Here is a 19563-nt window from a genome sequence, read left to right on the forward strand (position 1 = left end):
GTTCCTGGACATGATTCCTGTGGCAAACAAAGAACTCTGTGGCGAGGGGATAAATCCCCTCGCCACAGATTTTTACTTTTGCCACAAGGATCGTGCGCAAACCGGTCAGCATGAAACCAAACGCCAACCCGACGCTCGAAGCTCTGATCGCAAGGGATTTGTGTATGCCGATTCCTGCAGGTATTTTGAGGCTCAGAGTCGACCATGCAGTTTTTATCCCAGAATCACGGGTGCCCTGGGTGGGGCGGTGAGATGGCCGGGCGTATCCGGGCGTTCGATTGGAGCCGAACCGAGTTGGGCGCCATCGAGCACTGGTCCGCCAGCTTGCGCAGCGCTGTCCAATTGTTGTTGGCTTCGCCCTTGCCGATGGTGATGTTGTGGGGCCGTCAGGGCTTCATGATCTACAACGATGCCTACGCCGAGTTCGCTGGCGGCCGCCATCCCTACCTGCTGGGGTGCGCGGTGGAGTTGGGCTGGCCGGAGGTTGCCGAATTCAATCGCCATGTCCTGGACGTTTGCCTGGCCGGCGGCACCTTGTCCTACCGCAGCAAAGAGCTGGTCCTGCTACGCGATGGCAAGCCTGAAGACGTGTGGATGGACCTCTACTACAGCCCGGTGCCCGATGACGACCAATCTCCGGCGGGGGTGTTGGCGATTGTGGTGGAAACCACCGAGCACGTATTGACCGAGCGCGCCCGGCAAGCGGCCGAACGCAGTTACCGCGCGGTCAATGAACGTATCCAGTTGGCGCTCTCGGCCGGGCCCTTGTTGGGGTCGTTCGTCTGGGACATCCAGGCCGACACGTTGTCGGGCGATGAGCGTTTCGCCCGTACTTTCAACTACCCACCCGACTGTTCGCTGGACGCATTGCCCATCGAAATTGCCCGCCAGGGTATCCACCCGGACGACCTTGAGGAGGTCAACCAGCGGGTCGAACTGACCGTGCGCACCGGCGTGCCTTACAGCGCTGAATATCGGGTTCGCCGCCTGGACGGCAACTATCGCTGGGTGCTGGCCAGCGGTCGATGTGAGTTCGATGGGACGGGCAAGCCCCTGCGTTTTCCGGGGGTGCTGATTGATATCGATGAGCGCAAGACGGCCGAAGCGTCGCTGCTCAAGTTCACCCGCGATTTGGAGCAGCGCGTCGCCGACGAGGTGCAGGCGCGGCTGGCAGCGGAAGAGCAGTTGCGCCAGTCGCAGAAGCTCGAGGCCATTGGCGGCCTCACCGGTGGCGTGGCCCATGACTTCAACAACTTGCTGCAGGTGATCGCCGGCAACCTGCATTTACTGGCACGCCACGAACGAGACAATGCCAATGTGCAGCGACGGGTCAGTGCCTCCATCGAAGCCGTGGAGCGGGGGGCCAAGCTGTCCTCGCAGTTGCTGGCATTTGCCCGGCGCCAGCCCTTGTCACCGGCGGTCTACAACCCTCGGCGCATCTATGAGGGCATGGGTGAGTTGCTGCAACGGGCCCTGGGCGAAACCATTCAGATTGCAGTGAGCCTGCCCCAGGCGCCATGGTGCATCCACGTTGATCGCAACCAACTGGAAAACGCCCTGTTGAACTTGGCAATCAATGCCCGTGACGCCATGGACGGCGAGGGCACGATCCGCCTGCTCGGCGAGAACATCGTGCTCAATGAAGCGTTCTGTGCCGGTAAGGAAATCCCGACCGGGGACTATGTCCGGCTGTCGGTGATCGATTGCGGTGCCGGTATGTCGCCCGATGTCCTGCAGCAAGTGTTCGAACCGTTTTTCACCACCAAGACCGATGGCCAGGGCACTGGGCTTGGATTGAGCATGGTGTTCGGGTTCGTCAAGCAGAGTGGCGGCCATATCGAGATTTCCAGCGACCTGGGTGAAGGCACGCGGGTGCGGATGTATTTCCCTCGAAGCCTTGCGCCTGAAGTAGGGGAAACCGAGCAACACGACGCGCTTCAGTCCGGACGGCAAGAGACGATTCTGGTGGTGGAGGACAACGACGAGGTGCGCAGTGCGTCGGTGGACCTGCTGGAGCAGTCAGGCTATCGGACCCTCACGGCCGCCAACGGCGATGAGGCGATGAAACTGCTGCTGGACGGCACCGCGGTGGACCTGATTTTCACCGACGTGGTCATGCCTGGCCTGATCAAGAGTTCCGACCTGGCCGCCTGGGCCAAGGTGCAGAGCCCGCCGGTCCCGGTGCTGTTCACCTCGGGCCATACCCGGGACATCATTTCCCGAAACCATCAATTGAGCCCCGACACCCATTTGTTGAGCAAACCCTACGGCCCGGACGCATTGGCCCGGATGGTCAGGAGCGTGTTGGGCGGTTGATCGCTGCGTTTTAAACAAATGGAACCGAAGCCGTTGCGTCGCCTTCGAATGTTCAAGACCGGTCAACCATCCGGCCCTGCCATGAACGAGGTGCCTATGAACGACGATCCCGCAAACACTCAGCCACAGACGCCGTCTGCGCGTAATGATCCGGCCATCGACCCCCAGGTTCCGGGCAAGGCGTCTGATGCCGAGCCAGTCAGTCCAGCCGGAACGGACCAGGCTGACAGCGCCGCCTCTGAGGTCGATCAGAAGCAGCATCACCAGGACAATGACAACACCTTCAGCCCCGGCTTCAAGCCTGATCCGGACCGGCCGAAATCCGGTGACAGCACGGATGCCGATATCGATACCGATGGGGGCTAGGCTGGTCGCCAAACGCGTGAGGCAGGTTGGCTCGATGTTGACTGTGCCGCCGCCATCGCGAGCAAGCTCGCTCCCACAGTGGTCTTGTGGTGAATGCAAAACTCATGAACACCCAAGATTCCTGTGGGAGCGAGCCTGCTCGCGATAGCGGTGGGTCAGCTTGAATCAATGTTGACTGTGCCGCCGCCATCGCGAGCAAGCTCGCTCCCACAGTGGTCCTTTGGTGAATGAAATACTCATGAACACCCAAGATCCCTGTGGTGAATATGAGTCTCATGAACACCCACGATCCCTGTGGGAGCGAGCTTGCTCGCGATAGCGGTAGTGCTGCCTGCGTTTATTCAGCCTTGAAGCAATACACCGCCAGCTTGTTGCCATCCAGGTCCCGGGCATAAGCGGCGAAGGCGTTGTCCGCCCAACCACGCGGGCCAGGCAGGCCTTCGCAGACGCCGCCGTTTGCCAGGGCAGCCGTATGGAACGCCTGGACCGCTGCGCGGTTCGGCGCTTCGAAGCTCACCGTGACACCGTTGCCGATGGTGGCCGCACTGCCGTTGGCCGGATTGAGGACAAAAAACGACGGCTTGTCGACGCCCCAGATGGAGCCGGCCTCGTTGAGGTCGGCAACACGCTTGAGGCCGATCTCTTTCAGGGTGGCGTCATAGAACGCACGTGCTTTTGCCAGGTTGTTGGTGCCGACGGTGACATGGGTAAAAACGGACATCTTAGTTTCCTTTCTTTGGGTCTTTGGGTCATTGGGTCATTGGGTTTACGAGCGGATTTCAGAAATGAATGACGGTACGAATGCTCTGCCCTGTGTGCATCAACTCGAAGGCTTCGTTGATCGCTTCCAGGGGCATGTTGTGGGTGATGAAGGTTTCCAGCGGGATCTCCCCGCGGCTGGCCTTCTCCACATAGCTGGGTAGTTCGGTGCGGCCCTTCACGCCGCCGAAGGCACTGCCGCGCCACACCCGACCGGTGACGAGCTGGAACGGGCGGGTGCTGATCTCCTGGCCGGCACCGGCCACACCGATGATGATCGACTCGCCCCAGCCCTTATGGCAGCACTCCAGCGCTGCGCGCATCAATTGCACGTTGCCGACACATTCAAAGGCGTAATCCACACCACCGTCGGTGAGTTCGACGATGACGTCCTGGATCGGCCGGTCATCCTCCTTGGGATTGATGAAATCCGTCGCGCCCAACGACAGGGCGACATCGCGCTTGGCTGGGTTGATGTCGATGGCCAGGATGCGCCCGGCGTTGGCCATCTTGGCGCCAATGATCGCGGCCAGGCCGATACCCCCCAACCCGAAGATCGCCACGCTGGCACCGGCCTCGACTTTCGCCGTGTTGAGGACCGCGCCAATCCCCGTGGTCACTCCGCAGCCGAGCAGGCAAACCTGCTCCAATGGCGCGTCCTTGGATATCTTCGCCAGGGAAATTTCCGGCAGTACCGTGTATTCGGAAAAGGTCGAGCAGCCCATGTAATGGAACAGTGGCTGGCCTTCGTAGGAGAAACGCGAGGTGCCGTCGGGCATCAAGCCTTTGCCTTGGGTGGCCCTGACGGCCTGGCAGAGGTTGGTCTTGCCCGAGAGGCAGAATTTGCATTGCCGGCATTCCGCGGTATAGAGCGGGATCACGTGGTCGCCGACTTGCAGCGAGGTCACGCCTTCGCCTATGGACTCGACCACACCACCGCCTTCATGCCCCAGCACGGTGGGGAAAATGCCTTCGGGATCGCTGCCCGACAGGGTGAAGGCATCGGTGTGGCAAACCCCGGTGGCGACGATGCGTACTCGGACCTCACCGGCCTTGGGTGGCGCCACATCGATGGTGACCAACCGCAACGGTTCATTGGGCGCGAATGCGACCGCAGCCCTTGATTTCAAGGTCTGTGCTGACATGGAAAAGCCTCGTGTTAGTTGCAACGCTATCTACTTGAGAAACGATGAACCTGTGGCGAGGGAGCTTGCTCCCGCTTGACCGGGCTGGCGCTCCAGTGCGAAGCACTCACAAAATGGGTCTGCTGCGCAGCCCAGCGGGAGCAAGCTCCCTCGCCACGGTCTCATCGAACGTCTTGAATGCAACATCAGTCCCTGACCCTGACGATCAGGGCAATATTTCAGATGTCCTTGACCAGCCGCAATGCATCGTAGATCGCCGCGTGGGTATTACGTGCCGACACGGCGTCGCCGATCCGGAACAGCTGGAAGCGACCTTCAGGGTTGGTCACGATGTCCTGGGTTTTCCCGGCGATCAGGTTGTGCTGTTCGACCGCGCCGTTGTTGCTCGAATGCGGGCGCAGTTCGAAGTACAGGTCGTCCAGGGGCAGGGTGCCATGGTTGACCACCACCTGATCGACCACGCGCTGTTTGTGCACCTGGCCGTAATCGCTGCCGAAGTTGGCGATCAGTTGACCGTCGCGCTTCTCTACGGAATCGACCCGATAGGTCACTGTGAAGGTGACGTTCAGGTCTTGCAGGCTGCGCATGTACGGCACCAGGTTCATCGCCATCACCTCCGGCGAAAACGACCGGTCCGGCGTGACGATCTCCAGTTTCGCACCGCTGTTGGCAATGACCTCGGCTGCCTGTAGCGCCGCGTGGTCGCCCGCGTCGTCGAAGATCAGCACGTTCTGGCCGGGTTTGACGTCACCGGAAATGATGTCCCAGGTCGACACCACCAGCTCATTGCCGTGCTTGAGCACCTCGGTATGGGGCAAGCCGCCCGTGGCGACGATCACCACGTCCGGCGCCTCGGCCATCACCGTCTCGGCTTCGGCCCAGGTGTTGAATTGGAACTTCACCCCCAGCCGTTCGCATTGCGCCATGCGCCAATCGATGATGCTGATCATCTCGCGCCGCCGCTCGCTCTGGGCGGTCAAGCGGATTTGTCCACCGGGCTGATCCGCCACTTCGAACACCGTGACGTCATGACCGCGTTCGCCAGCCACCCGCGCCGCTTCCAGGCCCGCCGGGCCGGTGCCGATCACCACCACTTTGCGCTTGACCGACGCCTTGGGAATGTCGTGGGGCATGGTGGTTTCGCGGCCGGTGGCGGCGTTGTGGATGCAGTAGGCGGCGCCGCCCTGGTAGATGCGGTCCAGGCAATAGTTGGCGCCGACGCAGGGGCGGATCTCTTCTTCGCGTTTTTCAATGATCTTGCGCACGATGTGCGGGTCGGTCATGTGCGCGCGGGTCATGCCGATCATGTCCACCTTGCCGGAGGCGATGGCGTGCCGCGCCGTGGCGACGTCCGGGATCTTCGCTGCGTGGAACGTCGGGAAACCGGTGGCCGAGCGAATCTCGCCAGCAAAATCCAGGTGCGGCGAATTGCGCATGCCCTGGATGGGGATCACGTCGGTGAGGCCAGCATCGGTATCGATGTGCCCACGCACCACGTTGAGGAAGTCCACCAGCCCACTGTCCTTGAGCATGTGGGAGATCTGCAGGCCGTCGCTGGCACCGAAGCCGCCGGGCAGGTCTTCATCGCCGGTGTAGCGCACCCCGAGCAGGAAATCTTCGCCACAACGCTGGCGAATGCCACGCAGGATGTCGAAGGTGAAGCGCATCCGGTTTTCCAGCGAGCCGCCGTAGGGCCCGTCGAGATCGTTGGTCAGCGGCGACCAGAACTGATCCATGAGGTGCCCGTAGGCTTGCAGTTCCAGGCCATCAAGACCGGCGGCCTTCATGCGTTCGGCGGCGTCCACGTAATCCTTGATGATCCGGTCGATGTCCCAGTCTTCCAGTTTTTTCGGGAAGGCCCGGTGGGACGCCTCGCGGCGATGGGACGGCGAGACGACCGGCAGCCAGTCAGCCTTGTCCCAGCGTGTGCGCCGACCCAGGTGGGTCAGTTGGATCATCACTGCCGCGCCGTGTTCGTGGCATTCGTCAGTCAGGTCCTTCATCCATTTGACCACTTCGTCCTTGTACGCCAGCACGTTGTTGAACACTGGCGGGCTGTCCCGGGAAACGGCGGCGGAACCCGCCGTCATGGTCAGTGCCACGCCAGCCTTGGCCCGTTCGACGTGATAGGCGCGGTACAAATCCTTCGGCATGCCGTCGACAGGATAAGCGGGCTCATGGGAGGTGGTCATGATCCGGTTCTTGAGGGTCAGGTGCTTGATCTTATAGGGCTGCAGCAGAGGATCGCTGGACATGGTGTTGCGCTCCGGGAACAGAACATCAGGCTTGGTTTGACATAACGGTATGTTGAATGTTCATGTGTGTCAATGATTGAGACATAGGTGTACATTTTTCTTGCGTGACGGAAAAACCAGGATTACCATCCAGTCGAAACAGGGGTGGTCCGGCCCGTGCGGCCGGCCATCTCGCATCGATCCACAGTGCAAGGGGGCTATGGGAAGAACCATGAAAGTGCTCGTTGCGGTAAAGCGCGCCATCGACCCGAACGTGAAAGTCCGGGTGAAAGCCGACGGTTCAGACGTCGAACTCAATGGCGTGAAGATGGCCTTGAACCCGTTCTGCGAGATCGCAGTGGAAGAGGCGATTCGCCTCAAGGAGAAGGGGCTGGCATCCGAAGTGGTGGTGGTCTCGGTGGGCACGTCGGCGGCGCAGGAACAACTGCGCACGGCCTTGGCACTCGGTGCGGACCGGGCGCTGCTGGTCGAGACGAATGGGCGACTCGAACCGCTCAACGTCGCCAAGTACCTGAGCAAAGTGATCGATCAGGAACAGCCGCAATTGATCCTGTTTGGCAAACAGGCGATCGACCAGGAGAACAACCAGGTCGGGCAAATGGTCGCGCAGTTGATCGGCAGCGGCCAGGCCACTTACGCCTCGGCCGTCAATCAGGTCGACGGGCAATGGGTCGTCGAACGTGAAGTCGATGGGGGCAGCCAGGTGGTCGCCCTCGCCATGCCGGCCGTGGTGACCTGCGATTTGCGGCTGAACCAACCGCGCTATGCCTCGTTGCCGAACATCATGAAAGCCAAGAAAAAACCGCTTGAAATCATTGCCGCCGACACCTTGGGCGCGAGCGTGAAGGAACACGCTCGATTATTAAGCGTGGTCCCGCCGGCGGTGCGCAAAGCCGGGATCAACGTCGGTTCAGTGGCCGAGCTGGTGGATAAATTGAAGAACGTTGCGGGGGTGATTTGATGCGCACATTGGTGATCGCCGAGCACAGCGCCGGTCAACTGACGGCAGGTACATGGAGTGCCGTGACCGCCGCCCTGGCGTTGGGCGCCAAGACGGATTTGCTGGTGATGGGCGGGGCGGATGCGTCGGCAGTGGCGCAACAGGCAGCGCTAGCCCAGGGCCTGGACCGGGTGCTGCTCGCACAAGGGGCGATGTTCGAACATGCCCTGGCGGAAAATGTCCAGCCACTGATCACTTCGCTGGTGGCCGATGGGTATACGCATGTCGTTGCCGATGCCAGCAGCATGGGTCGCAATGTGCTGCCACGGGTCGCGGCCAGCCTGGATGTCGGCATGCTGTCCGACGTCACCCACATCGTTTCGGCGGACACCTTCCAGCGCCCCATTTATGCCGGCAATGCCATCGCCACCGTGCAGTCCCTCGATCCGATCAAGTTGCTCACGGTCCGCGCCTCGGCGTTCGCCCAAGCCTTGTCCCATGAACATCGCTGTGAAGTGGTGGCGGTGGAGGGCGGGCAAAGCGCAAGCAATGTGCGTTTCGTGAGCGAACAACTGACGGCCAGCGAACGGCCGGATTTGTCGAGCGCCCGTGTCGTCGTGTCCGGTGGTCGCGGGATGCAGAGCAAAGAAAATTTCGCCCTGATCGAGCGAGTGGCGGACAAGCTTGGCGGCGCCGTCGGGGCCTCCCGTGCCGCGGTGGATTCGGGTTTCGCCCCCAATGATTTGCAGGTCGGGCAGACCGGGAAAATCGTCGCGCCAGAGCTTTACATCGCGGCGGGCATCAGTGGCGCCATTCAACATTTGGCGGGTATGTGCGGCTCAAAGGTCATTGTCGCGATCAACCAGGACGCTGAAGCACCCATCGCTCAAGTGGCGGATTACATGTTAGTGGCGGATCTGTTCGAAGCATTGCCGGCACTCGAAAAAGCGTTGTGAGTGGCAAAACGCTGAACCCGTGGCGAGGGAGCTTGCTCCCGCTTGACCGGGCTGGCGCTCCAGTGCGCAGCGCTCACAAAAGGGCTGCTACGCAGCCCAGCGGGAGCAAGCTCCCTCGCCACGGTCTGTCGACAGTCTTAAGGGAATCTGCATTACCAAAAGAGTTTCGCCAAAGGGCGGAGGAGGGCCGAGCGACCGAAATACATGAGCTGTTCCCATAACTAAAACTTATCCATGCATAACATTAAATCCCTTGAGGAGGGTGATGGCACTCTGCTCTGATGAGGGAACGTTAATTCTTCTGCTGCCCTGCCAATAACTATTAATACAGTACGCGGAGATGCACCATGATGACGTTGTCCAGTAAGACGTGTATCGGCTGGTTTGCCGGCCTGGCGATGGCCGCCAGCAGCCTGATGACCCACGCTGAGGAACCCACGCCTATCCGCATTGGATGGGTGAATTGGTCGGATACGGAAATTGCCGTAAAGCTGGCGGATACCGCATTGCGCGACCACTTGAAGCAACCGGTCAAATTGGTGCTCGCCGATATTGGCATTCAGTTCCAGGCCTTGGCCAACGGCAATATCGACCTGATCCCGATGGTCTGGCTGCCGAGCACTCACAAGGCGTTTTACGACAAGTACCAGGACAAGCTCGAAGACCTTGGCGTGTTGTATGAAGGTCGGATCGGCATGGCCGTGCCAACGTCCATTCCCACCAGCGAGATTGCCAGTGTCGAAGACCTGAACAAGCCTGAAGTACGGGAAAAACTCGGCGGCAAGATCCTGACCTCGGAAGTGGGCAATGGCCAATACAAACTCACGGAAAAGGCCATCAAGGAATACAAGCTCGAGGGCTACAAGATGGTCGCCTCTTCGGAGTCTGGCATGTTGAGCGAGCTGGATCGCAACCTCAAGCGTGACAAATGGGCCTTGATCAACGCCTGGAGCCCACACTGGATGTTCGCCAAGTGGCCGCTGCGCTACCTGGACGATCCGAAGCAGATTTTCGGGGGCGCCGAGCAAATTCACGCGATTGCCCGCAAAGGTTTTAGCGCCGAGCATCCCGATATCGCCCGGTTCTTCGCCAATTTCAAGATCCCCAAGGCCGACCTCGAGAAGTTGATGGCGACCGCCCGCGACAGTTCGGCGGACAAGGTCGTTGCGGAGTATTACGCCGCCAACAAGCCGCGCTTCGAGGCGATGTTCGGCAGCCAGACCGCCTCCGCGACACCGGCCCAGTAATGGCCGTCATCCAATAGTTGTGTTGCCATCCGATGCCCTTTGTGAGGGGCATCGGCTGCATCGAACGAACGTTCAGGCGATCCCCTTGAAGACCACCGCTTACCGTCGCTTTACCCTGGATGAAGCGGTCGGCTGGGTGAAGCACCTCTGCGCAGCGAAGGGCTGCTCAGCCGCGGTTGCCCTCTCATTGGCCCACGCCACCGTGGCTGCGCAAGCGCGCGGTAACCAGGCCGTGGGGTTCCGGCATCTTGCCGATTACTTGTCGGGCTTTTCCTCCGGACGCATCGCTCCACGTGCCGAGCCACGTATCTCCCGCGCCGGCGCGATGATCTTCAAATCCGATGCCCAAGGCGGAATTGCCCAGTTGGGTGTCGATCGCTGTTTCGATTCGCTGTGCCATGCCGCGCAGGCCAATGGCATGGCCACGTTGAGCCAGTGCAACAGTTTTACCAGCGGTGAGTTGGGCGACTACACGCTGCGGTTTGCCCAGGCCGGGCTGATTGCCTTGGCGGTCGCAAACGGACCGGCGCTGGTGGCCGTTCCTGGCGCCAAGGGCAAGACCTACTCGACCAACCCGCTCTCGTTTGCCGCGCCCTCGGCCGATGGCATCCCCTTGTTGTTCGACCAGGCCAGCAGTGCCGCGGCATTCGTGAACATCGCCCACGCCGCTTCGACGGGCGACGATATCCCCGAGGGTTGGGCGGTGGACCAGGAGGGCAACGGCACACGTAATGCCCTGGCGGCGCTGGGCGGTGCGCTGCTGCCTTTTGGCGGCCACCGTGGGGCCAACCTGATGCTCATGGTCGAGGTTCTGGCGGCGGGTCTCACGGGGGCCAACTGGTCGCTGGATGCGCCGGAGTTCAACCAGGGAAACCAGACGCCAGGCTGCGGCCTGTTGATCCAACTCCTGGCGCCGGATTTCTTTTCGACGGGATTCGAGCAGCGGCTCTCAAGTCAACTGACCCGCCTGGCGCAGATGGGCGTCCACAGGCCGGGATGGGAACGGCAACATTCAACGGTCACCGCGCAGAATGATGGGATCAGTGTTCCCGTTGACCTGCTGGAACAACTGAGCCGTCTGTAAGCCGGTTCGATACGTCGCTCGGGAAACGGGATCGAAAACGATGATGAACAACACAGAAAATCCAGCGTGGGACCGGAATATTCTCCGCAGCGGCGACTCGCTCAGGCGTTCGCTTCAAAACGTCCTGTCGGGCAGCGATTGCAATGAGGCGCAAGCGCATGTCGCGTCTCTGAAGTCGGCCCAATGGACGATCAGGGCGGCTGCGCAAGCTTCAAATGCACTGCCAGGCTTTTTGGAGTCCCACTTATCCGAGGCACTCGAAGCTGCGCCCAGGACCGATGATGACCTGCTGTCGATACGGGATGCGTTAGGCACGCTCTTGCCCCATGTCACCTGGATGAATCGCCAGGCCCGGGCCGACCAGGACAGCGCTTTCGTGGAGCGGCATCGCCACGGGATGATCGCCGGCCCCGGAGGGTTATTTGAGTGTTCCACCCTGACCTTGGGGTTGGCGCTCATGCTGCCCGAAACCTGCTACCCCTATCACCAACACCCGCCTGCCGAGTTCTATCTCGTCCTGTCGCCGGGCGAGTGGTATCGGGAGGCGGTGGGGTGGTGGAGTCCTGGCGCGGGAGGTTTGGTTTTCAACCCGCCCTCCTGTGTCCATGCAATGAAGTCGAGGGATGTTCCACTTCTGGCCCTGTGGGGCTTGATGCATTAATGCCTCGTTATAAGAAACGATGAACTCACTGCCCATCTACAGCCTATCGAAGTCGCCCGCCATGAGTTGATGTAGGTTCTGCGCGTTTGAGCTCCATCGACATCTGCTCACCGTCTACGCGGAGGCGGTGACGGTCCGGGAAGGCGATGCGTACCCAGGCAGCGCTCATAGTTCGTGGCGACGCTCCCTCGACGGCGGGTAACCAAAAAAGGCGCTGTAGCATTTACTGAAATGCGGGGTTGAGACAAAGCCGCAGGCAATCGAAACATCGATGATCGCCAAGCGTGAATTCTGTATCAGGTGTTGGGCGCCTTTAAGTCGCAGCTCCAGGTAATAGCGCTGGGGAGGTACGCCCAATTGTTCTTGGAAAAGACGTTGCACCTGACGTCTTGATAATTGAACACACTTGGCGAGTTGATCCGGGCCTAACGGTTCCTCCAGGTTACTCTCCATCAAGGTGATGATTTCTCGTAGCGGGGCGCTGACCTTGCCGTCTTGAACCTGTACTGAAGTCCGAAACCTGGATTGGTCATGATCCAACAGGTCAAAAACCGCGTTCGCGACGTTCTGATCAAGCGCTTTGTAAAGCCACTTCATCATCATTTGAAAAGCACCTGCGGGGCTCGCCGCCGTGAGCCGGTCTCGATCGAATACCACGGCGTCCAACGTGACGTTCGTGTTGGGCGAAAACTCGGATAACGCGATCCGTTGTTCTGCGTGAATGGCACAGCGGTAGCCATCCAGCAGCCCGGCCTTGCCCAGATACCAGGCGCCATTCCATAGCCCTCCGAGCGCGATGGGCATGCTGGCGAGTTTGTTCAATAGTTTCACCAATCCATCAGGCACGACTCTAGGCGTGCGCAACCCCCTGCAGACAATCATCAGATCCAGGGCGGCGATCCTGATGTCGGTCAGGGGGGTATCCGGCCTGATGGGGATGGCCAGGTCGCTGACGACTTCGGAGTCGTTTCGACTGAATGTATGAACTTTTACCGAGCCTGGCCGGATCAGATTGGCCGTCACGAGCACGTCCAGGCATTGCGTGAAGCACGTCAGGGAAAAGTTCTCAAGCAAGAGAAAACCGATGCTTGATGGTTTATGGCCTTCAATTAAATGGCTCATCAATCAAGCTTCATATGCGCAGAAAGCTGTCGTCGAAGGGGTAATGCGTCAACAACTCATAGCCGGTTTCAGTGACCAGTAATTGGTTCTCCAACTTGATGCCATCGCGGCCACCCACTTCACCCACATACGCCTCGACACACAGGGCCATCCCCGCTTGCAGCTCGCCCTCGTATCCGTAGGACTCCAGGTCCTCTGGATAGCGAATGCTCGGGTATTCGTCGCACAGGCCGACGCCGTGATAAAGCACACCATAGCGTTGAGCGCGGCAGGACTCGGGCAGCCGATGGGCCTTGGCGGTCAGTTCCGTGAAGCGCACGCCCGGCTTGATCAACTCGGCGTTATGGACGATATGGTCATGGGCAATTCGATACAGGCGTTTCTGTTCGGCCGTGGGCTCAAGTCCTCCACAAATCCAACTGCGGGACATGTCCACGCACATGCCGTAGGTGCCGATCAGATCCGTGTCGAACGACAACAGGTCGCCGCCGCTCAACACCCGTGGGCCAGACTCCTGGAACCAGGGGTTGGTGCGAGGACCGGAACTGAGGATGCGCGTCTCGATCCATTCGCCACCACGGCGGATATTGCCCGAATGCAGGGCGGCCCAGACGTCGTTTTCGGTCGCACCGGCGCGCATTGCCTGATGCATTTCGGCCACTGAGGCTTCGCACGCGGCCACCGCGCAGCGCATCGCCTTGATTTCATCCGGGCCTTTGATCATGCGCGCGAATTCGGTGACTTCCTGGCCGCTGCAAATCTCGATGGCCAGGGCATCCAATGCGCGTACGCCGGCGACTTCGATTCGGTCTACCGCCAGGCGTCGGTTGGCTCCGGCGTGCTGGCGCAGCAATTCGTCGATTTGCGCGGCGAAATGCCTGGCGTGTCGATCGGTGTGCTCGCCGGTCTCGAAAAAGAAAAAAGATGCACCGCTGCGCAATTCTGTAACCAGCGGCAAATGGGCGGAAAGGTGATCGCAGCCATGGAAGTCCCACAACACGACGTGCCCACTGGCGGCGACGAAGCAGGCCCGCGCGGGGTTATGGGCCGTCCATAACTGCATGTTGGTGGTGTCGGTCGCGTAGCGGATATTCAGCGGATCGAACAGCAGAATGCCGCCCAGGTCACGGGCGACCAGTTGATCGACAATTCGTTGCAGCCGGTACTTGCGCAGGGTGGGCAAGTGGGGCGGCTCCAGGCCTAAACGTTCCCACTCCGCGAAAGCCAGGGGAGTGGGGCCTATTTCGACGCGGTCGTTGTCATTGACGGAGCCATCTTTTTTTAATGCGGTTGCGCGCTGCCTGGCCGGGTCGATGCGCCGGGCATTGGCTGGAATCGAAAAAGGTGAAGTCTTCATGATGGCGTCCAGTGTTCAGTCTGCTTGAGGTATTGCCAGCTGTGCCGGCCCCATCGCGAGCAAGCTCGCTCCCACAGGGTCATGTGTACGCCGGAAGAATGTGGGAGCGAGCTTGCTCGCGATGAGGCCAGTACAGCCGCCACAAAATCGCGATCTCGAACAGGTTATGAAGCATCAATCCAGATGGTCTTCAGCTCGGTGTACTGGTCATGGGCCCAGACCGATTTGTCGCGACCACCAAAGCCAGACTCCTTGTAGCCGCCGAACGGCGTGGAGGCGTCGCCTTCACCGAAACAGTTGACCGTGACCACGCCCGCCCGAATCTCCCGCGACAGGCGCAAGGCATTGCGCAGGCTGCCGGTATAGGCGGAGGCCGCCAGGCCGTAGACCGTGTCGTTGGCCAGCTCGATGGCTTCGTCGATCGTGCTGAAGCCGGTCACGCTCAGGACCGGCCCGAAGATCTCCTCGATAAACAGGCGACTGTCACGTTCGACGCCATCGATGATCGTCGGCTGCACGAACACACCGGACTCGGTCTCGCCCCCTTGCATCACATTGAGTTTGTGCTCGGCTGCGTATTCCAGATAAGAACGGACTTTGTCGAAATGGGTTTTGCTGATCATGGCGCCGAGGCGATTTTCAGGATCCAGCGGGTCGCCCATTTTCCAATCGCGCAGGTGCTTGCCGATCAGTTGCAGCAGTTCATCCTTGACGTCTTTATGAACAATCAGCCGCGAGGAGGCCGAGCAGTTCTCGCCCATGTTCCAGAACGCGCCAGCCGTCACATACTGGGCAACCTGATCCAGGTCTTCGCAGTCATTCATCACCACGGCGGGGTTTTTACCGCCCAGTTCCAGCACGACGCGCTTGAGGTTCGACTCGGACGCGTACTTGAGGAACAACCGGCCCGTGTCGGTCGAACCGGTGAAGCTGACCATCGCCACATCCATGTGCCGACCGATTGGCTCGCCAGCCTCCCGGCCGCCACCCGGGGTGATGTTGAACACGCCTGGCGGAATACCGGCCTGATGGGCCAGCTCGGCCACACGCAGCGCGGTCAGGGTGGTTTCCTTGGCCGGCTTGACCACGATGGAACAGCCTGCGGCCAAGGATGGACCGATTTTCCAGGCCAGCATCAACAGTGGGAAGTTCCACGGCAGGACCAGGCCGACGACGCCGATCGCTTCGCGCACCACCAGGGTGACCGCACCGTGGCCGGTCGGCGCGGTGCTGTCGTACACCTTGTCGATCAACTCCGCGTGCCAGCGCAGGGTATGGATCGTGTCAGGCACATCGACGTTCTGGCATTCGCTGACGGGCTTGCCACTGTCCAGGCTTTCCAGCACGGCGAGTTCGTGGGCGTTGTCTTCCAGCAATTGGGCGAAACGCAGGAGCACCTGTTTGCGTGCGCCGGGTGACAGCTTATGCCAGCGACCATCCTCGAAGGCTTGCTTGGCGGCGGCTACGGCAACGTCGACGTCACGGCTATCGCACGCCGCGATCTCGGCAAGCTGTTCACCCGTGGCAGGGTTCGTCGTGATGAAGGTTTTTCCAGAGAGGGCATCGCGGAACTCGCCGTTGATGAACGCCTGGGTAGGGAATTTCAACTGGGCGGCGATGGCCGCGTAGTGTTCTTTGCTCAGTAAATCAGCCATTTCAGACACCTCCAGTGATCTGCGCGATGTTGCGCTTGAGCTCGGTGACGACGCCTTGCAGCGCCTGCTTTTCCTCAGGGTCCAGGCCGTGCAGGGGGGCGCGCAGGCCACCGGTGCGCAAGCCGTTCAGTTCACATCCGTACTTGATGGACTGGACAAATTTCCCGCCCTCCAGAAAGTCCATCAGCGGCATCATCGCCGCCATGATGCGGCGGCCTTTGTCGAAGTTTTTCTCGACAACGCAGGCCTCGTACAACGCGACGTGCTCGCGGGGAATGAAGTTGGAACCGGCACACACCCAACTGCGGGCGCCCCAGGCGAAAAATTCCAGGGCTTGATCGTCCCACCCGCAAGACAGGGCGATGCGCGGGTATTTGCAGGCCAGACGGTGCATCTGGGCCATGTCACCGGAGCTTTCCTTGATGGCAACGATGTTTTTCACATCGCCGACTTCATCAAAGAACTCCTCGCCCATGCTCACGCTCATGCGGCCTGGATAGTTGTAAAGCATGATGGGAAGGTCGGCGGCGCGGTCCACCGCCTTGACATGCAGGGCGATCTCTTTTTGCGTCGGCAATGCATAGGGTGGCGAGCCCACCAACAACGCATCGGCCTTGATGGCCTTCGCCGCTTCGGCGTAGGCGACCGAGTCTTCGGTGCGGATGGCGCCGGTACCGACGATCAGCGGCAGGCGACCGCGCAGAACGTCCTTGGCCTGGGCCGCCAGGTCGAAACGCTCCTGGGCGGTGTGGGCATAATATTCGCCGGTCGAGCCGCCGATAATGATGCCGTGGACCTTGGAGTCCACCAGATACTCCAGGACTTCGGCGAAGGCGGTCTTATCGATACTGCCGTCAGAGGTCAGAGGCGTAACGGCCGGTGTGTAAATGCCTTCAAATTTCATTCATCTCGCTCCAGTTAGTGTCACTGCCTATCAAGCGGCGCTAGCCAGTCAGCGCAGCCTTTTTTAACCAAGAGAACCGCTCGCAGAAGATCGAGCGAGCAGCTCCAACGTCTTCAAGTTTCTTCGATATGGTTAACTTTCTTTACCCGCGCGGTATTGCCCCCAGCGCAAACTTATATTGACGCCCGCTGCAACCAGCGGGGCGGGTGGGTTAGGGCAGGGGCCGGGTGATTTCAAGACAAAATCAATGAGCTCGGATTGTTCTCCAGCCAGCCAATCCGCCAAGAGTTTGCCGGTCGCCGTCCCGCGGGTAACACCTAGTCCGTTGCAGCACAGTGCTCCATAGACGTTGGGTGAAAGTTCGCCGAAATAACCCATATGGTTACGTGAAAGAGCCAGTGCGCCGCCCCAGGTATATTCGAAGTTCATTTCAGGCAGCATGGGAAAGCGTTGTTCGAAAGAGGCCTGGTGCCGGGCGACAAAACGTTTCAAGTATTTTGAATCGCTGCGGCCGTCCGGGTTGAAGCTGAAACTGTTACGGATCAAAAGACGATTGTCCGGTGTGCGACGTACTGTGGTGCCGAATGGATCCGCAGGAATGACACCCCAATAAGGCCGGCCACCGAGGCGAGCTTGTTCCTGCTCGGACATGGGGCGGGTCAGGCTGGCGTAGGTGAACACCGGCAGCATACGGCCCTTGAGGAAGCCGAAACTCATGCCAAAGGCATTATTGGTCAGAATCAGTTTGTCCGCGGTAATTGAGCCCGCGGCGTGCGTGAGTACCGTCTTGGTGCCGTACTCCACATGGGTGATCGCGGTGTTTTCGTACAGCGTCACGTTGCTGGGGAGGCTGTCGGCCAAGCCTTTGACCAGCGCCGAAGGCTGAAGCAAAGACGTCCCCGGCGTGAATAACGCCTTGCGGTAGAAATGCGTGCCGATATGTTCGGGCAGTTCGCCAGCCTCGATCATCTGGTAGGGCTGATCGAGTTTATCGAGCCCGCGACGGTAGGCCTCCAGGACGGCGATGCCCCGTGGTTCAACGGCCGCCTGATATTTGCCGCAATGCTTCATTTGGCAATCGATGCCGTGGCGTTCAACCAATTCTTTTAAATAGCTCAGGCCACTCAGATTAAGTTTCAGTGTGGTTTTCGCCGTGGCGATATCGCCGATGTAATCCTCGGCGGCGATGTCATGGGGCAGGTCGATAGCGAACCCTGCATTACGACCGGAAGTGCCAAAGCCCACTTCCTGAGCGTCAATCAACACGATCTGATCGTCGGGGAAATGAGTCGCGAGCTGACGGGCGGCGGCAAGCCCGGTGAAGCCGGCACCGACAATCACCCAACGGGCGCTGCCATGGCCTTGATGGGCGGGCTTGATCTGGCGCCCCTTGCTCAAGTGGTACCACCCGCAAGATTGATCATCGGCAGGCAATGAAGATACTTTTAACATTTCAAGATCCTGTTCATTCAACCGATCCGACACCAATCATGGAAAAAAGGGTGCTGGGTCACTTCACATAAACTTGGTGTCTAGCGGGCATAACGGTTAAGTGTGTGCAGTTCTAATTGGCTGTAGGTCAGGCGCCAAATTTATTCTGGTGAATGCTTGATATCCAACAACATTTAAAGAGAAAAAAGTTAACCCTTCGTTATAAATAATCGAAACGAGGCCTTTCGGTTAGATTGCACCCGTTAAATTTTGCGTACAGAGAACGTTACTAAGAGGCGGGGCCGTCATCGACTTGTCCCGCCTCTTATTCGTATTAATTGCTGGCTTGTGTCGCCGCAGCGCGAGCCGTTTGCAACCAGGCGTCAAATTGCTGCCGATGGGCGGCAACCCACTCCTTGGCGTGACGGCGGATATCAGCAGGCTTTTTCTCGCCCTGTTGCATTTTCAAGTTCTGGGCGCTTTCGTCAGCGGTGGTAATTTGCATCACCGAAAGGAACTTCAACGCCGCTGGATTCTTATCGGCGAAGTCTTTGTTCAACACGGCCTCGACCTTATCGACTGCAAAACCGAGATTCTTGCCCTTGTACATCGTGTCGACATCATTCTTGCCATCAGGCAGGTCGGTTTTCGGTACTTCCAGCCAGACCACATCCTTGTCTTCGACCAACACATTGGCAATCCATTGTGGAACCCACGTGAAGTAGAGAATCGGTTGCCCTTCCTTATAACGCGTAATGGTGTCAGCCATCAGTGCGAAATAGGAGCCTTGGTTAACGGTGACCGTTTTATCCAGACCATAGGCCTTCATGTGATGGGAGATGATCAGCTCGCAGCCCCATCCGGGGTTGCACCCCGTCATGTCTGCCTTGCCGTCGCCGTCGGTGTCGAACAGTTTGGCGATTTCCGGTTTTTTCAAGTCAGTGATGTACTTGATGTTATGAGCTTCAGCGGTCTTCTTGTCGATCAAGTAACCTTGGAGCACGCCGGGCATGATGTCGCCCGCCTTGACCATGGTCTTGTCGCCCCCGGCCTGCTGATAGAACTTATCGTGCAATTTGTCCCACAAGTGCACCGTAAAGTCCGCATCACCACTGCCCAGGGCCATCATCATGACGCCGTACTCGGTCTCCTTGGGTTCCTGCACTTTGTAGCCCAGCTCTCGGAGGCCTTCCATCGCCACTTCGCCGCGGAATCGTTCTTCAGCGATAGAGGGGAAGATGGGGGTGATCTTTACACCGTCGCCCGGTTGGTTGGCCGAAGCGTTTGCGCCAAGCGACATCGCCGCGATGGAAAGGACTGCAGCGCAGTTGAGAATGCTACGGGAAAGCTTGAACTCAGACATCT

Annotated in this window: 16 protein-coding genes; 7 read left to right on the forward strand and 9 right to left on the reverse strand. The window is 59.6% G+C overall.

What is annotated here, in order from left to right; all coding sequences use genetic code 11:
* Positions 1 to 204: 204 nt before the first annotated feature.
* Positions 205 to 2316: an ATP-binding protein gene (locus J3P85_RS09645; RefSeq protein ID WP_434705602.1), complete on the forward strand. Its 2112-nt coding sequence runs from the start codon at positions 205 to 207 to the stop codon at positions 2314 to 2316.
* Positions 2317 to 2412: 96 nt separating this feature from the next.
* Entirely contained in the window at positions 2413 to 2682 is a 270-nt protein-coding gene (locus tag J3P85_RS09650) for a hypothetical protein (RefSeq protein WP_186728263.1), read from the forward strand.
* 337 nt (positions 2683 to 3019) lie between these two features.
* Here J3P85_RS09650 and J3P85_RS09655 read toward each other — a convergent pair whose 3' ends face one another.
* From J3P85_RS09655 to J3P85_RS09665, 3 genes are all read right to left on the reverse strand, one after another.
* A complete protein-coding gene (locus J3P85_RS09655) occupies positions 3020 to 3403 on the reverse strand; it encodes a VOC family protein (protein WP_186708349.1) in 384 nt (127 codons plus the stop codon).
* A gap of 58 nt (positions 3404 to 3461) precedes the next feature.
* Complete coding sequence (locus J3P85_RS09660; protein WP_434705603.1) at positions 3462 to 4586, reverse strand: S-(hydroxymethyl)glutathione dehydrogenase/class III alcohol dehydrogenase; 1125 nt, start codon at positions 4584 to 4586, stop codon at positions 3462 to 3464.
* 218 nt (positions 4587 to 4804) lie between these two features.
* Positions 4805 to 6841 carry an FAD-dependent oxidoreductase gene (locus tag J3P85_RS09665; RefSeq protein WP_434705604.1) on the reverse strand — a complete coding sequence of 679 codons (2037 nt, stop codon included), beginning with the start codon at positions 6839 to 6841 and terminating at the stop codon, positions 4805 to 4807.
* Between the two features lie 211 nt (positions 6842 to 7052).
* Here J3P85_RS09665 and J3P85_RS09670 point away from each other — a divergent pair, with 211 nt between their 5' ends.
* From J3P85_RS09670 to J3P85_RS09690, 5 genes are all read left to right on the forward strand, one after another.
* Positions 7053 to 7802 carry an electron transfer flavoprotein subunit beta/FixA family protein gene (locus J3P85_RS09670; RefSeq protein ID WP_434705605.1) on the forward strand — a complete coding sequence of 250 codons (750 nt, stop codon included), beginning with the start codon at positions 7053 to 7055 and terminating at the stop codon, positions 7800 to 7802.
* Entirely contained in the window at positions 7802 to 8737 is a 936-nt protein-coding gene (locus J3P85_RS09675) for an electron transfer flavoprotein subunit alpha/FixB family protein (RefSeq protein WP_434705606.1), read from the forward strand. Before J3P85_RS09670 ends, J3P85_RS09675 begins: the two co-directional genes overlap by 1 nt.
* Before the next feature lie 347 nt (positions 8738 to 9084).
* Positions 9085 to 9984: a glycine betaine ABC transporter substrate-binding protein gene (locus J3P85_RS09680; RefSeq protein WP_434705608.1), complete on the forward strand. Its 900-nt coding sequence runs from the start codon at positions 9085 to 9087 to the stop codon at positions 9982 to 9984.
* Between the two features lie 85 nt (positions 9985 to 10069).
* On the forward strand, positions 10070 to 11068 hold the full coding sequence (locus J3P85_RS09685; protein WP_434705609.1) for an Ldh family oxidoreductase: 999 nt from the start codon (positions 10070 to 10072) through the stop codon (positions 11066 to 11068).
* 40 nt (positions 11069 to 11108) lie between these two features.
* The gene (locus J3P85_RS09690; RefSeq protein ID WP_434705610.1) at positions 11109 to 11729 is read left to right on the forward strand and encodes a dimethylsulfonioproprionate lyase family protein; all 621 of its coding nucleotides are present in this window, start codon (positions 11109 to 11111) and stop codon (positions 11727 to 11729) included.
* Between the two features lie 165 nt (positions 11730 to 11894).
* Here J3P85_RS09690 and J3P85_RS09695 read toward each other — a convergent pair whose 3' ends face one another.
* The 6 genes from J3P85_RS09695 to proX all read right to left on the reverse strand — a co-directional run bounded on the left by J3P85_RS09695 (position 11895) and on the right by proX (position 19561).
* Entirely contained in the window at positions 11895 to 12851 is a 957-nt protein-coding gene (locus J3P85_RS09695) for a GlxA family transcriptional regulator (protein WP_434705611.1), read from the reverse strand.
* A gap of 10 nt (positions 12852 to 12861) precedes the next feature.
* Complete coding sequence (gene dddP / locus J3P85_RS09700; protein ID WP_434705612.1) at positions 12862 to 14208, reverse strand: dimethylsulfonioproprionate lyase DddP; 1347 nt, start codon at positions 14206 to 14208, stop codon at positions 12862 to 12864.
* A 164-nt stretch (positions 14209 to 14372) separates the two neighbouring features.
* Positions 14373 to 15863 carry an aldehyde dehydrogenase gene (locus J3P85_RS09705; RefSeq protein WP_434705614.1) on the reverse strand — a complete coding sequence of 497 codons (1491 nt, stop codon included), beginning with the start codon at positions 15861 to 15863 and terminating at the stop codon, positions 14373 to 14375.
* 1 nt (position 15864) lies between these two features.
* Positions 15865 to 16767: a dihydrodipicolinate synthase family protein gene (locus tag J3P85_RS09710; RefSeq protein ID WP_434705616.1), complete on the reverse strand. Its 903-nt coding sequence runs from the start codon at positions 16765 to 16767 to the stop codon at positions 15865 to 15867.
* 132 nt (positions 16768 to 16899) lie between these two features.
* Complete coding sequence (locus tag J3P85_RS09715; RefSeq protein ID WP_434705617.1) at positions 16900 to 18219, reverse strand: NAD(P)/FAD-dependent oxidoreductase; 1320 nt, start codon at positions 18217 to 18219, stop codon at positions 16900 to 16902.
* Between the two features lie 313 nt (positions 18220 to 18532).
* On the reverse strand, positions 18533 to 19561 hold the full coding sequence (gene proX, locus J3P85_RS09720; protein WP_434705618.1) for a glycine betaine/L-proline ABC transporter substrate-binding protein ProX: 1029 nt from the start codon (positions 19559 to 19561) through the stop codon (positions 18533 to 18535).
* Between the last annotated feature and the right edge of the window lie 2 nt (positions 19562 to 19563).

Source organism: Pseudomonas sp. Z1-12, from assembly GCF_051132015.1.
Classification (GTDB): Bacteria; Pseudomonadota; Gammaproteobacteria; order Pseudomonadales; family Pseudomonadaceae; genus Aquipseudomonas; species Aquipseudomonas zanjanensis.